The 14,238-nt window shown below is 68.6% G+C and carries 12 protein-coding genes; 4 read left to right on the top strand and 8 right to left on the bottom strand.

What is annotated here, in order from left to right; all coding sequences use genetic code 11:
- Nucleotides 1-2: 2 nt before the first annotated feature.
- Genes pip through panB form a run of 3 tightly spaced genes read right to left on the bottom strand, consistent with a single transcriptional unit; the run spans nt 3 to nt 2,341 of the window.
- Entirely contained in the window at nt 3-968 is a 966-nt protein-coding gene (pip, locus tag HGB39_RS23435; protein ID WP_005254260.1) for a prolyl aminopeptidase, read from the bottom strand.
- Between the two features lie 7 nt (nt 969-975).
- Nucleotides 976-1,431, bottom strand: a complete 456-nt coding sequence (locus tag HGB39_RS23430) for a hypothetical protein (protein WP_005254259.1) — start codon at nt 1,429-1,431, stop codon at nt 976-978.
- 40 nt (nt 1,432-1,471) lie between these two features.
- A complete protein-coding gene (panB, locus tag HGB39_RS23425; protein ID WP_005247779.1) occupies nt 1,472-2,341 on the bottom strand; it encodes a 3-methyl-2-oxobutanoate hydroxymethyltransferase in 870 nt (289 codons plus the stop codon).
- Nucleotides 2,342-2,524: 183 nt separating this feature from the next.
- Here panB and HGB39_RS23420 point away from each other — a divergent pair, with 183 nt between their 5' ends.
- The 4 genes from HGB39_RS23420 (at nt 2,525) to HGB39_RS23405 (ending at nt 9,535) form a co-directional block, all read left to right on the top strand.
- A complete protein-coding gene (locus HGB39_RS23420) occupies nt 2,525-4,093 on the top strand; it encodes an alpha/beta hydrolase (protein WP_005561167.1) in 1,569 nt (522 codons plus the stop codon).
- Nucleotides 4,094-4,209: 116 nt separating this feature from the next.
- Nucleotides 4,210-5,550 (top strand): type I glutamate--ammonia ligase, encoded by a 1,341-nt coding sequence (glnA, locus tag HGB39_RS23415; protein WP_005247775.1) that lies wholly within the window; start codon nt 4,210-4,212, stop codon nt 5,548-5,550.
- 8 nt (nt 5,551-5,558) lie between these two features.
- The gene (locus HGB39_RS23410) at nt 5,559-8,573 is read left to right on the top strand and encodes a bifunctional [glutamine synthetase] adenylyltransferase/[glutamine synthetase]-adenylyl-L-tyrosine phosphorylase (RefSeq protein ID WP_005254257.1); all 3,015 of its coding nucleotides are present in this window, start codon (nt 5,559-5,561) and stop codon (nt 8,571-8,573) included.
- Nucleotides 8,570-9,535, top strand: a complete 966-nt coding sequence (locus HGB39_RS23405) for an endonuclease/exonuclease/phosphatase family protein (protein ID WP_005561166.1) — start codon at nt 8,570-8,572, stop codon at nt 9,533-9,535. Before HGB39_RS23410 ends, HGB39_RS23405 begins: the two co-directional genes overlap by 4 nt.
- Nucleotides 9,536-9,538: 3 nt before the next feature.
- Here HGB39_RS23405 and HGB39_RS23400 read toward each other — a convergent pair whose 3' ends face one another.
- The 5 genes from HGB39_RS23400 to HGB39_RS23380 form a co-directional block, all read right to left on the bottom strand.
- Nucleotides 9,539-10,522, bottom strand: coding sequence for a glycine betaine ABC transporter substrate-binding protein (locus HGB39_RS23400; protein WP_005254255.1), 984 nt, complete (start codon nt 10,520-10,522; stop codon nt 9,539-9,541).
- Complete coding sequence (locus HGB39_RS23395) at nt 10,522-11,295, bottom strand: ABC transporter permease (protein ID WP_005254254.1); 774 nt, start codon at nt 11,293-11,295, stop codon at nt 10,522-10,524. The genes HGB39_RS23400 and HGB39_RS23395 overlap by 1 nt, the downstream gene beginning before the upstream one ends.
- On the bottom strand, nt 11,292-12,518 hold the full coding sequence (locus HGB39_RS23390; RefSeq protein ID WP_005561165.1) for an ABC transporter ATP-binding protein: 1,227 nt from the start codon (nt 12,516-12,518) through the stop codon (nt 11,292-11,294). The genes HGB39_RS23395 and HGB39_RS23390 overlap by 4 nt, the downstream gene beginning before the upstream one ends.
- The gene (locus tag HGB39_RS23385; RefSeq protein WP_005254252.1) at nt 12,511-13,161 is read right to left on the bottom strand and encodes an ABC transporter permease; all 651 of its coding nucleotides are present in this window, start codon (nt 13,159-13,161) and stop codon (nt 12,511-12,513) included. The genes HGB39_RS23390 and HGB39_RS23385 overlap by 8 nt, the downstream gene beginning before the upstream one ends.
- Nucleotides 13,162-13,257: 96 nt before the next feature.
- Nucleotides 13,258-14,238, bottom strand: a complete 981-nt coding sequence (locus tag HGB39_RS23380; RefSeq protein ID WP_005254251.1) for a putative antibiotic biosynthesis monooxygenase — start codon at nt 14,236-14,238, stop codon at nt 13,258-13,260.

Raw genomic sequence — 14,238 nt, 5'->3', positions numbered from 1 at the left:
CGTCAGTCGCGGAACCGGTCCGTTGCCTCGACGAGGTGATGCACGATGCCCGGCTCCATCGCCGAGTGTCCCGCGTCGTCGACGATCTCGAGCCGCGAACCCGGCCAGGCCCGGTGCAGCGCCCACGCACTGGTCGCCGGGCACACCACGTCGTAGCGCCCCTGCACGATCACGCCCGGAATGCCGTCCAGCGCGGCGGCGTCCCGGAGAAGCTGACCCTCGTCGAGGAACCCGCGGTTGTGGAAGTAGTGGTTCTCGATGCGGGCGAAGGCCAGCGCGAACCTCGGCTGGGACGTCTCCACCACCCGTTCCGGTTTGGGGAGCAGCGAACTCGTCGCGCCCTCCCACGTGGACCACGCGACCGCGGCCCGCGTCGCGACGTCGGGATCGTCGGACTGCAGGAGCCGGTGGTAGGCCTCGACGAGGTCGCCACCCCGCTCCGACTCCGGCACCGGCGCCAGGAACTCCTCCCACAGTTCGGGGAACAGATGTCCGGCACCGCCGTTGTAGTACCAGTCGATCTCGCTGCGGCGCAGCAGGAAGATGCCGCGCAACACCAGCTCGGTGACCCGGCCGGGATGCTTCTGGGCGTAGGCGAGAGCCAGCGTGGAGCCCCACGACCCGCCGAAGACCTGCCACCGGTCGATACCGAGATGGCTGCGCAGCAACTCCACATCGCCGAGGAGACGGTCGGTGGTGTTGACCGACAGATCGGCCCCGTCGGCGACGTGGGGTGTGGAACGGCCGCATCCGCGCTGGTCGAGCAGCACGATCCGGTACACCTGCGGGTCGAAGAACTGTCGTTGCGCGGGATCGGTGCCGCCGCCGGGCCCGCCGTGGAGAAACACGACCGGCTTCCCGGCGGGGTTCCCGCTCTGCTCCCAGTACATCTGCTGACCGTCGCCGACGTCGAGATGCCCGAACTGGTACGGCTCGAGCGGCGGGTACAGGGTGCGCAGCTGGGTCACGTCGGCCTCAGAACCCGATCAGGCCGGACGCCAGATCGGGGATCACCAGAGCGGTCACCGCTTCCTGCCGGATGCCGGGGCAGGCCGCCGTCGTGATGACGTCGATCCGGCCCCGGTCCTGCAGGAAGTCGAGCGCGTTGAGGTTGTTCTTCGCGATCCACGTGCCGACCAGACCGTTCAACCCGGTCTTGCCGATGGTCGGGGTGTAGGTGCGCCAACTCTGCAACTGACCTTCGAGGTCGGTGCACAGCTGGGCGGCCTGCGCCTCGGTGACACCACCCGGCACCAGGCCGGGGCCGGGAACCGCGGTGGTGGCCGGGGGTGGGGTGGTGCCGGGTGCGGGTGCGGGGCCCGGTCCGGCACACCCCGTGACGACCGCCGCGGCCGCCACCGCCGCGGCCGCCATCACGGCCGGGCGGTGACGACGTCCGGTGCCCTGCACGCGTCGCTGTCCCATGAACATCCCCCTCGAGTGTGTGCCGGCCCGGTGAGTCGAGGACGACCTAGAAGCTGTGCTCTTCCGCCGGGAACGTTCCGGCGCGTACCTCGGTCGCGTATGCGGCGGCTGCGTTACGCAACTCGTCACCGACGTTACCGAAGCGCTTGACGAACTTCGCCGTCTTGCCGCTGGTGTAGCCGGCCATGTCCTGCCACACGAGGACCTGGGCGTCACACTCGACGCCCGCTCCGATGCCCACGGTGGGGATGGTGAGCTTGCGGGTGACCTGGCCTGCGATCTCGGCGGGCACCATCTCCATGACGACGGAGAACGCGCCGGCCTCCTGCACGGCGATCGCGTCGGCGACCAACTGCTCGGCGGCGTCGCCGCGGCCCTGTACGCGGAAACCGCCGAGCGAGTTCACGCTCTGCGGGGTGAACCCGACGTGGGCCATGACGGGGATGCCTGCCGCGGTGATCGCGGCGATCTGCGGCGCGACACGCTCGCCGCCCTCGAGCTTGACCGCGTGGGCCAGCCCTTCCTTCATGAACCGGGTCGCGGACGCGAGAGCCTGCTCCGGGGAGCTCTCGTAGCTGCCGAACGGGAGGTCCGCCACCACGAGAGCGTGCGGCGCACCGCGGACGACGCCGCGAACGAGGGGGAGGAGTTCGTCGATCGTGACCGGGACGGTGGTCTCGTATCCGTAGACGACGTTGGCAGCCGAGTCGCCGACGAGGAGAACGGGAATCCCGGCTTCCTCGAAGATGCGGGCGCTGGAGTAGTCGTAGGCGGTGAGCATCGCCCAGCGTTCACCCTCGGCCTTCATGGCCTGCAGGTGGTGGGTTCGGGTCTTGCGCTTGGGAACGTCGTGCGATGGTGCTGATCCGTAGAGCCGATCTTCGGACGTGCTCGCGGACGACTTGCTATCGGACATCGTTGTCCCTTTCTGGCCTCGAGGCCCTTGGCGGGTCCCCGGGTGCGGGTGATGACGCCTACAGTCTGCCACCGCCCCGCGGGGGAGCGAAGGGCTCGCGCGGGTGCGATAGGTCACACCCACCGTCTGTCCTCTGACCTGCGGGAAGGCCTGCCGGCGCAGAACCCCTGGCACGATCGTCCTATGTCGAAGAGTGCTCGGGTACCGGCCGCGTTCGCGGGGTGCATCGCCGTCGTCCTTGTCGTCGCAGGCTGTGCGGGAGGCGGACGGGACACCGGTGAGGCCGTCGCCGAACCGTCGGCGGCCGCGGCGGCTCCGGCCGGACCGATCCCCGCCGGGCTCGAGGAGTTCTACACGCAGCAGGTGCAGTGGGGGTCGTGCGAGGGCTACAGCACGGACGGGTCTCCGCTCGGCGACACTCTCGACTGCGCGAAGGTGACCGTGCCGAACGACTACGCGAACCCCGGGGGTGCGACCGCGCAGATCGCCGTCTCCCGGTCGAAGGCGACCGGCGACAAGGTCGGATCGCTGCTCGTGAACCCCGGTGGCCCGGGGGCGTCGGGTATCGGGCTGGCGTCCGTGGCCGACGGCACCGACATCGCGGAGCGGTTCGACGTCATCGGTTTCGATCCGCGCGGCGTCGGCGCGTCCACGCCGCAGGTGACCTGCCTGACCCCGCCGGAGGTGGACGCGCGGCGCAAGGACGACGACGTCGACATGAGTCCCGCCGGAATCGCGCAGACGGAGGCCGAGAACCGTGAGTACGCGGACAAGTGTGCGGAGCGGACCGGCGTCGACGTCCTCGCACACGTCGGAACGTACGACGTGGTGCGCGACATGGACGTCATCCGGGCGGTGCTCGGTGACGAGAAGCTCAACTACCTCGGCTACTCGTACGGCACCCGGCTCGGCTCGACGTACGCGGAGACGTTCCCGGGCAACGTGCGCGCGATGGTCCTCGACGGTGCCCTCGATCCCGAGCAGGACCCGACGGAGGAAGTGATCCTGCAGGCGGCCGGATTCCAGTCCGCGTTCGACGCGTTCGCCGCGGAATGCATGCAGCAACCGGACTGCCCGCTCGGCACCGACCCGGCGCAGGCGAACGCGAGGTTCCGGGCGCTCGTCGACCCGCTGATCGCCAGGCCGGCCGCGACCACCGACCCGCGCGGACTCAGCTACACCGATGCGATCACCGGCGTCCAGCAGGCCCTGTACTCGCCGAATCTGTGGGGCCCGCTCCGTGGAGGCCTGGAGAGCCTGCAGACGGGGACGGGCGATTCGCTGCTGATGCTGGCCGATCTGTACGAGGGGCGCGCCGACGACGGCACGTACTCCAACCTCAACGACGCCTTCAATTCCATCCGCTGCATGGACGATCCGCCCGTCACCGACCGCGCGGCCGTCGGGGAGGCGGACGTGCGGTACCGCCAGGCGGCGCCGTTCCTCGACGACGGTCGCGGCACCGGCAGCGCGCCGCTGGACGTCTGCGCGTTCTGGCCCGCGCCGAACACGGGCTCGCCGCACACCGTGTCGGCGCCCGGGATCCCGCCTGTCGTCGTCGTGTCGACGACCGAGGACCCGGCGACGCCGTACCAGGCGGGCGTGGATCTGGCGAAGCAGATGAACGGCTCGCTCGTCACGTACCGGGGCACTCAGCACACCGTCGTTCTCGACGGCGAGGCGTGCGTCGACGACGCCGTCTCGGACTATCTCGTCGACCTCGCGGCGCCGCCCGCGGACCTGACGTGCTGACCCACGCCTGTGATGGGATCGTCCGAGGTGCCCGCACGCTGGCACGATGCGGAATCCGGCATAGTCGAATCAACGAAGTAACACAGATTTAACGAACTTTGCTTACTCTCGCGGACATGGATCGCCAAAAGGAATTCGTGCTTCGCACCCTCGAAGAGCGCGACATTCGGTTCGTCCGATTGTGGTTCACGGACGTTCTCGGATACCTGAAATCGGTGGCGATCGCCCCCGCGGAACTGGAAGGTGCCTTCGAGGAGGGCATCGGCTTCGACGGATCCGCGATCGAGGGCTTCTCCCGGGTGTCCGAGGCGGACACGGTCGCGAAGCCGGACGCCTCCACGTTCCAGGTGCTGCCGTGGAGTTCGAGCAAGGGGCATCAGCACTCCGCCCGCATGTTCTGCGACATCGCCATGCCCGACGGTTCCCCCTCCTGGGCGGATTCGCGGCACGTGCTGCGCCGTCAGCTGAACAAGGCGAGCGATCTGGGCTTCAGCTGCTACGTGCACCCCGAGATCGAGTTCTTCCTGCTGGAGAACGGGCCGATCGACGGCACGCCGCCGAAGCCCGCCGACTCCGGCGGCTACTTCGACCAGGCCGTCCACGACTCCGCTCCCAACTTCCGCAGGCACGCGATCGACGCACTCGAGTCGATGGGCATCTCCGTCGAGTTCAGCCACCACGAAGCGGCTCCCGGCCAGCAGGAGATCGACCTGCGGTACGCGGACGCCCTGTCGATGGCCGACAACGTGATGACGTTCCGCTACGTCGTCAAGGAGGTCGCGATCGCCGAGGGCGTGCGCGCCACGTTCATGCCGAAGCCGTTCAGCGATCAGGCCGGCTCGGCGATGCACACCCACATGAGCCTGTTCGAGGGCGACACCAACGCCTTCCACAACCCGGACGATCCGATGCAGCTGTCGGAGACCGGTAAGGCGTTCATCGCCGGCATCCTCGAGCACGCCAACGAGATCAGCGCCGTCACCAACCAGTGGGTGAACTCCTACAAGCGTCTGATCCACGGTGGCGAGGCCCCGACGGCGGCGTCCTGGGGCCCGTCCAACCGGTCGGCGCTGGTCCGCGTCCCGATGTACACGCCGAACAAGGCGTCCTCGCGTCGCGTCGAGATCCGCAGCCCAGATTCGGCCTGCAACCCGTACCTGACGTTCGCGGTGCTCCTCGCCGCCGGTCTGCGCGGAATCGAGAAGGGCTACGAACTTCCCCCGGAGGCCGAGGACGACGTGTGGGCGTTGACGTCGGCCGAGCGCCGCGCCATGGGCTACCGGGAACTGCCCGGCAACCTCGACGGCGCGCTGCGCGAGATGGAGAAGTCGGAGTTGGTGGCCGAAGCACTCGGCGAGCACGTGTTCGACTTCTTCCTGCGCAACAAGCGTCGCGAGTGGGAGGAGTACCGGAGCCACGTGACGCCGTTCGAACTCAAGACGTATCTGGGGTTGTGAGCAAGAGCATGGTGAAGCCTCCGGCAGCGCGTTCTGCCGTTCCCGGTCCGGGTCGTCTGGGTCTCGTCGAGCCGACCGCTCCGTCCGAACTCCGCGATCTGGGCTGGGTCGGTGAAGACAGCATCGAACTGCTCTGGTCGTTGTCGCGGGCCGCGAACGCCGACCTCGCCCTCCGCACCCTGGTGCGCCTGAAGGACGGGCTCGGCGAGGGCTGGGCCGAACTCGATGCGGCGCTCCGCACCGACAAGGGCCTGCGTGGCCGGTTGTTCGGGCTGTTCGGCGCGTCCAGCGCGTTCGGCGACCACCTGGTCGCGGATCCCGCGTCCTGGAAGATCCTCGCCGGCGACGTCCGCCTCCCGTCGAAGGACGAGGCGACCGCCACGATGATGGCCGCGGTCGGGGCCGAACCCGAGGACGGCGCCCACCCGGACGCAAAACTGTACCGGGCGAAGGTGACCGGACCCGATGCCATCGCGGCGCTGCGCAAGGCGTACCGCGACGAGCTGATGCTGCTCGCCGCCGTCGACCTCGCAGCGACTGTCGAGAACGAACCGGTACTTCCGTACCAGACTGTCGGGCATCAGCTGTCCGATCTGGCGGACGCCGCGCTGAACGCCGCCCTCGCGGTGGCCGTCGCAGCCGTGTGTCCCGACGCGCCGTGCCCCGTGCGGCTGGCCGTCATCGCCATGGGCAAGTGCGGTGCCCGCGAACTCAATTACGTCAGCGACGTGGACGTGGTCTTCGTCGCCGAACCCGCCGACGCGATCGCCAGCCGGATCGCGGGCGAGATGATGCGCGTCGGGTCCTCGGCCTTCTTCGACGTGGACGCCGCGCTGCGGCCGGAGGGCAAGCGCGGCGAACTCGTCCGCACCCTCGATTCGCATGTCGCGTACTACAAGCGCTGGGCCAAGACCTGGGAATTCCAGGCGCTGCTCAAGGCCCGCCCGATGATCGGCGACGTCGCGCTCGGACAGCAGTACGTCGACGCCCTCAGCCCGATGGTGTGGACCGCGTCGGAGCGCGAGGACTTCGTTCCCGAGGTGCAGGCGATGCGCCGCCGGGTGGAGGAGATGGTTCCGCCGGAACTCCGCGAACGCGAACTGAAACTGGGCCGCGGCAGTCTGCGCGATGTCGAGTTCGCCGTCCAGCTCCTGCAACTCGTGCACGGGCGCGCGGACGAGGCGCTGCACGTCCAGAGCACCATCGACGCGCTGACCGCCCTCGCCGCCCGCGGCTACGTGGGCCGCGACGACGCTGCGAATCTCGCTGCGTCCTACGAGTTCCTGCGGTTGCTCGAGCACCGGCTGCAGTTGCAGAAGCTGCGACGCACGCACACCCTCCCGCCCGCCGACGACGAGGAAGCGCTGCGCTGGCTGGCTCGCGCGGCGCACATGCGGCCCGACGGCAGCAAGGACGCACTCGGCGTTCTCAATGCGGAGATCAAGCGCAACTCGCACCGCGTGCGACGGCTGCACGCCAAGCTGTTCTACCGGCCGCTGCTCGAATCGGTGGCGCGCATCGACAAGGAGGCTCTGCGGCTGAGCCCGGACGCGGCCATCCGCCAGCTGGCGGCGCTGGGCTACACCGCCCCGGAGAACGCGCTCGGGCACCTCACCGCACTCACCAGCGGCGCGTCCCGCAAGGGCCGTATCCAGGCGCTGCTGCTGCCGACGCTGCTCGAATCGCTCGCCGACACACCGGATCCCGATGCGGGTCTGCTCGCGTACCGGCGGCTGTCGGACGCGATGACCGATCAGACCTGGTTCCTCCGGCTGCTGCGTGACGAGGCCTCGGTCGCCGAGCGGCTGATGACGGTACTCGGATCCTCGGCCTACGTTCCCGACCTGCTGATCAAGGCGCCGGACGTGGTGCGCCTGTTCGCGGATTCGCCGGCCGGACCGCGGCTGCTGGAGTCGAAGCCGGAGGACGTCGCGCGCGGCATCCTGACGGCGTCGGCACGCCACGACGACCCGGCCCGCGCGATCGCGGCGGCGCGCTCCCTGCGCCGTTACGAGCTGGCCCGTATCGCCTCCGCGGACATCCTCGGCATGCTCGACGTGCCGGGCGTCTGCAAGGCGCTGTCGTCCGTGTGGGCGGCCGTGCTCAATGCCGCCCTGGCGGCCGTGACCAAGGCGAGCGAGAAGGAACTCGGCACGCCCGCTCCCGCGACCTTCACGGTGATCGGCATGGGCCGGCTCGGTGGCGGTGAGCTCGGCTACGGTTCCGACGCGGACGTGCTGTTCGTGTGCGAGCCGCGCGAGGGGATCGACGAGACGGTCGCCGTCAAGTGGGCCAACAGCATCGGCGACAAGGTGCGGGCTCTGCTCGGCGCGCCCAGCACCGATCCGCCGCTGGAGGTCGACACGGGCCTGCGCCCGGAGGGACGCAGCGGCCCGATGGTGCGCACGCTGGCGTCCTACGAGGCCTATTACGCGCAGTGGGCGCAGGCCTGGGAGATCCAGGCACTGCTGCGCGCGCATCACGTCGCGGGCGACGCCGATCTGGGACTGCGCTTCCTGCACATGATCGACAAGACCCGCTACCCGGAGGGCGGGGTGTCGGAGCAGGCGGTCCGTGAGATCCGGCGCATCAAGGCGCGCGTCGACTCCGAGCGACTGCCGCGCGGCGCCGACCCCGCGACGCACACCAAGCTCGGGCGCGGCGGTCTCGCCGACATCGAATGGACCGTGCAGCTGATCCAGCTCCGGCACGCCCACGAGATCGAGTCGCTGCACAACACGTCGACTCTCGAGACACTCGACGCGATCGGCGCCGCCGAGTTGCTCAGCGAGTCCGACGTCGATCTGCTGCGTGACGCGTGGATCACGGCGACGAAGGCGCGCAACTGCCTCGTGCTCGTTCGCGGCAAGGCCACCGATCAGCTGCCCGGCTCGGGCCGGGTGCTGTCCGCGGTCGCGCAGATCGCCGGCTGGGGTGGCGGCGACGCGGGCGAGTTCCTCGACAACTACCTGCGGGTGACCCGGCGGGCCAAGGCGGTGGTGGAGAGAGTCTTCGGGGAGTGATCGCCACCTGGGGGGTGCGGGCGCTGACGGCGCTCGGGTGGCTCGCGGTGCTCGTCGGCGTGTTCGGCGTCGTGCTGAGATTCCTCGACGTCCAGAACCAGCGTCTGCTCGTGCTGGCGTCCGCGGCGCCGTACCTGATGGCGGCCGCCGCGGCCGGGGTGCTGTTGCTGGGAATCACCCGGCACTGGATCGGTTTCGGGGTCGCGCTGGCCGTGGCCGCGGTGGCCACCCTGTCGCAGGGCCCGCTGTACGTGGCCAACAGTTCGGTGACGGCGTCCGGGCCGGAACTGACGGTGATGCAGGCCAACATCTGGCTCGGCAACGCGGACGCCGACTCCCTCGTCCGGCAGATCCGGGACCACGACGTCGACGTGCTCACCACCAACGAACTGACACCGGAGGCCGTCGACCGGTTGGTGGCCGCGGGAATCGAATCGACGCTGCCGTTCTCGTTCCTCATGCCCGGCAGTGGCGGCGAGGGAACCGGGATCTGGAGCCGGTACCCGCTGAACGACAAGGTCCACCACTCGGAATTCGTCCTGTCCGCGCTGTCGGCGCGGGTGGAACTCCCGGACGGTGCGAGCACGGCACTGTACGCATTCCACCCGGTCCCGCCGTGGCCGTCGGATCCGTCGCTGTGGTCGCGCGAAATGGACCGCATCCAGACCATTCTCGACGCCGTCCCCGCCGACTCGGGACCGGTGATCGTCAGCGGCGACTTCAACTCCACCCGCGACCACGTGAAGTACCGCAACCTCGTGACCGGACGCTACCGCGATGCCGCGGACCAGGTGGGTGCCGGAATCCAGAACACGTATCCCGCAGACCGGCAGCCGTTCCCGCCGATGATCGCGATCGATCACATCGTCACGAGCGGAGCGCAGGCGGAGTCCGTGGAATCGGTTGTCCTGACGGGTTCGGATCATCGAGGCCTGATCGCGAAGATCGCCCTCGGCAGCTGAGCGTCACGGGAGCGTGACGAATCCCTTCTCCACCAGCCAGTCCCGGGCCACGTCCGCTGGTTCCTCGCCCTCGACGTCGACCCGCCGGTTCAGTTCGGTGATCTCCTCGTTGGTGAGCGCCGCGGAGATCGGGGCCATCACCTCCGCCACCTGCGGATGTGCCTCGGCGAAATCCTTGCGCATGGTGATCGCCGGGTTGTACTTCGGGAAGAACTGGCGATCGTCCTCCAGCAGCACCAGATCGAGCGCGATGATGCGGCCGTCCGTCGTGAACACCTCGCCGAACTTGCACTGCGTCCCGTCCGCGGTGGCCTGATAGATGATGCCGGTCTGCAGGATCTGGCGGTTCGCGCGGGCGGGGTCGAAGCCGTACTTGGCGGCCATACCCGGGAACCCGTCCTGCCGGACGTTGAATTCGGTTTCGACGCAGGTCGTCGCGGCGGCGGGGTCGCGGTTGACCAGATCCGCGTACTCCGACAGGGTGGTGATCCCGGTTTCCTCGGCGGTCTGCCTGCTCATCGCGAGTGCGTACGTGTTGTTCATAGGGGCCGGATCCACCCACACCATGCCGTTGCTTTCGAGGTCCTCGTCGCGGACCGCCTCGAACTGCGCGGTCGGGTCGGGAATCGGAATCTCGTTGCCGAGGTAGTTGATCCACCCGGTCCCGGTGTACTCGTAGGTGACGTCGATCTGCCCGTCCAGCTGCGCGTCCCGGGTGCTGTTGGACCCCTGGATGTTGGTGAGGTCGCGCACCTCGGCGCCGGCGGCACTGAGCGCGAACTCGATGATGTACCCGAGGGTGACCTGCTCGGTGAAGTCTTTGGAGCCGACGGTGATCTTGACGTCCTCGAGTTCGGGGACGGGCTGGATGCTGCCCGGTTCCACCGACAGCGGCAGGGCGCCACCGGATTCGAGGCCGCAGGACGCGGCGAGGACACCGCACAGTGTCACCGCCGTCGCGGCGATCGCCTTCCGGAGGTGGTCCATCAGCGCAGCCCCTTCGGGCCGAGGAACTCCTCGGCCAGGGCGCCGCACCAGTCGACCAGCAGCGCGAGCGCGACCGCCAGCACGGCTCCAACCACCAGAGTCACGTTGTCGCGCAACTTGTATCCGGTGTCGATGAGGATTCCCAGACCGCCGGCGCTGACGAGGAAACTGAGTGTCGCGGTGCCCACGGCGAGCACGAGCGACGTGCGCAGTCCCGCGAGGATGTACGGCACGGCGAGCGGGAACTCGACCTTCCGCAGGACGAGACCGGCGGTCATGCCCTGTCCGCGCCCGGCGTCGATGACGGCGGGATCGACCTCCTGCAGACCCAGGATCGTGTTCCGGAGAACGGGCAGGAGAGAGTAGAACGCGATGGGGAGCACCCCGATCCAGAATCCGGTGGTCCCCGTCGCGAGGAAGAGCAGCACCAGCAGTCCGATGGCCGGCGCGGCCTGTCCGATGTTGGCGATTCCGAGGAAGATCGGTGCCAGCTTGGTGAACCCGGGCCGCGTCAACAGGATCCCCAGCGGAACCGCGATGACGACGACGATCGCGACCACCGCGACTGTGATCAGCACGTGCTGCCACGTCAGGGTCGCGATGTTGGCGGCGTTGAGACTGCCCTTCTGCGTGGCGGTGAGTTCGCGGTTGAAGGCCCAGGCGAGCACACCCGCCACCAGGATCACGACGATGATCGGCTGGACCAGCAAGCGGGCCCGCTCCGACCGCCGGGCGGCCGGTGCGGTGGGCGTCGTGGCGACGGCAGCCGTCATGACGGTGTCCCGCCCTCGCTCGCCCCGTTCTGCTTCGGCTCGCTGTCCTCGTCGTCGTGCGCGTGTTCCTCACGCAGCGCGGACAGGTGCGTCACCAGTGTGTCGATGGTGATCAGGCCGCGGTACTCGCCCCGCCGGCCGGTGACGATCGTCGACGCACTGCTCTCCGCCAGGAGCGCTTCGAGCGCGTCCTGCAGCGTCGACTGGGTGGACACCACCTCTTCGATCGGGTCGCCGATGCCGCGCAGCGAGGTGGCGTTGGCCAGATGCCGCAACGACACCCAGTGGGTCGGTCGGTCCCGCGCGTCCAGGAGGACGCCCCACTTGATCTTGCGGGGTGCGATCGCCGCCCGCAGATCGTCCACCGAGCCGTCCTCGTACGCGGTGGGGCAGTCGAGGAGTTCGACCTCCGCCACCCGGGTGAGCGTCAGCTGCTTCAGCGACGCGTCCGCGCCGATGAACCCGGCCACCATGTCGTTGGCGGGATGGGCGAGGATCGCATCCGGAGTGTCGTACTGCATGATGTGCGACTGGTTGCCCAGGACCGCGATCCGATCACCCAGCTTGACCGCCTCGTTGAAATCGTGCGTCACGAAGACGATCGTCTTGCCGAGATCGGACTGCAGTCGCATCAACTCGTCCTGCAGCAGTCCGCGCGTGATCGGGTCGACCGCGCCGAACGGCTCGTCCATGAGCAGTACCGGGGGATCGGCGGCCAGTGCCCGCGCCACCCCGACCCGCTGCTGCTGACCGCCCGACAACTGCCGGGGGTAGCGCTCGCGGTAGAGGTCGGGTTCGAGTCCGACGAGGTCGAGCATCTCGTCGGTACGGTCGGCGATCTTCTTCTTGTCCCAGCCGATCAGACCGGGGACCGTGCCGACGTTCTTGGCGATCGTGAGATGCGGGAACAGTCCGGCCTGCTGGATCGAGTAGCCGATGCCGCGCCGCAACTTGTCCGGGTCGATGGACAGGGCGTCCTTCCCGCCGATCGTGATCTTCCCCGACGTCGGTTCGATGAGCCGGTTGATCATGCGCATGGTGGTGGTCTTGCCGCAGCCGGACGGGCCGACGAGAACCACGATCTCGCCGGCGGGGATGCGCATCGACACGTTGTCGACGGCCGCCTTCTCCTGGCCCGGGTAGCTCTTGACGACGTCTTCGAGGACGATGTCCACTCCGGAGACGGTGCTTCCGTTGGTCGGCGGTGTATCGAGGTCAGTCACGGATCCCCCTGGAGGTGGTGAGTCGGCCGATGACGGCGAGGACTCCGTCGAGTACGAGGGCGAGGATCACGATGAGAACGGTCCCCGTGAGGGCCTGCGGTATCGCGGTCGGGCTGCCGACACGGGACAGTCCCGAGAAGATGAGGTTGCCGAGCCCGGGACCCTTGGCGTAGGCGGCGATCGCGAGGATGCCCATCAGCATCTGCGTGCTCACCCGCATTCCCGTCAGGATCGACGGCCAGGCGAGCGGGAGTTCGATCCTGCTCAGCACCGTCGTGCGGCTCATTCCCACGCCCCGGGCGGCGTCGGTGACCGCGGGGTCGACGGAGGCGAGTCCGAGGATGGTGTTCCGGATGATCGGCAGCAGCGCGTACAGCACGAGAGCGGTGACGGTGGGGGCGACACCGAGGCCGAGGATCGGGATCAGCAGGCCGAGCAGAGCGAACGACGGGATGGTGAGGATCGTGCTCGCGAGTGCGGTGGCGATCGAGGAGCCCGCCGGACTGCGGTACACGAGGATACCGATCGCCACCGCGACGATCGTGGCGATCACCACCGACTGCACGACTGCGCTGACGTGCAGGAACGAGTCGGTGACCAGTTGCTGCTTGCGGGCGGAGACGAAGTCCCACAGTTGCTGCATGTCCAACCGTGAACACCTTTCTCCCGATGTGAAACAGACCTCGGTCCTTCACAGTGCTACGTACCCGAACATCGCGCAGGTGAATCGGAAAGTCTGTTACGTGGTCGGGATCATGAACAGCAGGGTGCACACGGCGATCGAAATCCCGAACAGCGCGATCATCACGGCGTAACCGAGGTTCCGCCGGCGGGGGGAGATCGCCGGGTCCATCCACCATCCGAACACCTTGAACGCAGCCGGAACCGCCCACCAGCCGAGGATCTGAGTGGTGACCAGGTTCGCGAGAAACAGGGCGACGGCGATCGGAACCCCGTGCGCCTCGATGAACGGTGCGCTGACGAAATGGCCCCAGATCACCACCAGCGGATACAGCACCAGCAGCGCCAGGAGATTGCTCCGGGCAACGGGCACCGGGGGCGGCTCGTCACCGCCCGCGCCGCGGAACCAGAAGTCGAAACCGTAGCTCGCTTTGCGGATTCGGAGATTCTTGTTGAACTTCTCGCCCTCCTTCAGGAGGGCAGCCCGCTCGGGTGAATCCATCCACGACGCCAGGTTGTCCTCGGTGTCGAAGCTCAGCACGATCGTCCAGTCCTCGGTGATCCCCTGCACCGGCCTCTCGACCTTGTGCCCCCGGAAACCCCGGAACCCCGCCTCGGCGGCGGAGATCTTCCGCTGCCAGTCCATGAACGCCGACTCGTCCTCGGGGGCGACGTGACAGGAGATGACCACCGACGTCGCCGACTGCTCCCGGGTCTGCTCGCCGGTGAGCAGGTGGACGTCCTCGTTGCCGATGAAGGCGTGCTTGATCTCCGCCACGAGCTCCGTCCGGCGGTCGCTGTCGAGCCACGCGCGGGCGTCCTCGACGGTGGCGAACCGCAGCACGTCCACCCAGTCGTCCTGCACGGGCGGCGACGGCGGCACGATGTCCTGATCGATGAAACCCGGAACGGTCGCGAGGGCCTCCGCCGCACGCTTCTGCCACCGTGCGTAGTCGGCGTAACTCGCGTCGTCGATCCGGCGTTGGAAGATCACCGACACCGGGGACGCGGCAGGGCTGCGCGGGTGTGAATGCGGCAC

The organism is Rhodococcus opacus (genome assembly GCF_012396235.1).
Lineage (GTDB): Bacteria > Actinomycetota > Actinomycetes > Mycobacteriales > Mycobacteriaceae > Rhodococcus_F > Rhodococcus_F opacus.
The sequence above is the reverse complement of the archived record's forward strand: the minus strand, read 5'-3'. Positions and strand labels throughout refer to the sequence as shown.

What these genes read in the sequence shown, in the direction of transcription:
- HGB39_RS23430 (WP_005254259.1), bottom strand. Translation starts at nt 1,431, where the DNA reads ATGTTCATGGGACAGCGACGCGTGCAGGGCACCGGACGTCGTCACCGC.
- panB (WP_005247779.1), bottom strand. Translation starts at nt 2,341, where the DNA reads ATGTCCGATAGCAAGTCGTCCGCGAGCACGTCCGAAGATCGGCTCTAC.
- HGB39_RS23420 (WP_005561167.1), top strand. Translation starts at nt 2,525, where the DNA reads ATGTCGAAGAGTGCTCGGGTACCGGCCGCGTTCGCGGGGTGCATCGCC.
- glnA (WP_005247775.1), top strand. Translation starts at nt 4,210, where the DNA reads ATGGATCGCCAAAAGGAATTCGTGCTTCGCACCCTCGAAGAGCGCGAC.
- HGB39_RS23410 (WP_005254257.1), top strand. Translation starts at nt 5,559, where the DNA reads ATGGTGAAGCCTCCGGCAGCGCGTTCTGCCGTTCCCGGTCCGGGTCGT.
- HGB39_RS23400 (WP_005254255.1), bottom strand. Translation starts at nt 10,522, where the DNA reads ATGGACCACCTCCGGAAGGCGATCGCCGCGACGGCGGTGACACTGTGC.
- HGB39_RS23395 (WP_005254254.1), bottom strand. Translation starts at nt 11,295, where the DNA reads ATGACGGCTGCCGTCGCCACGACGCCCACCGCACCGGCCGCCCGGCGG.
- HGB39_RS23385 (WP_005254252.1), bottom strand. Translation starts at nt 13,161, where the DNA reads ATGCAGCAACTGTGGGACTTCGTCTCCGCCCGCAAGCAGCAACTGGTC.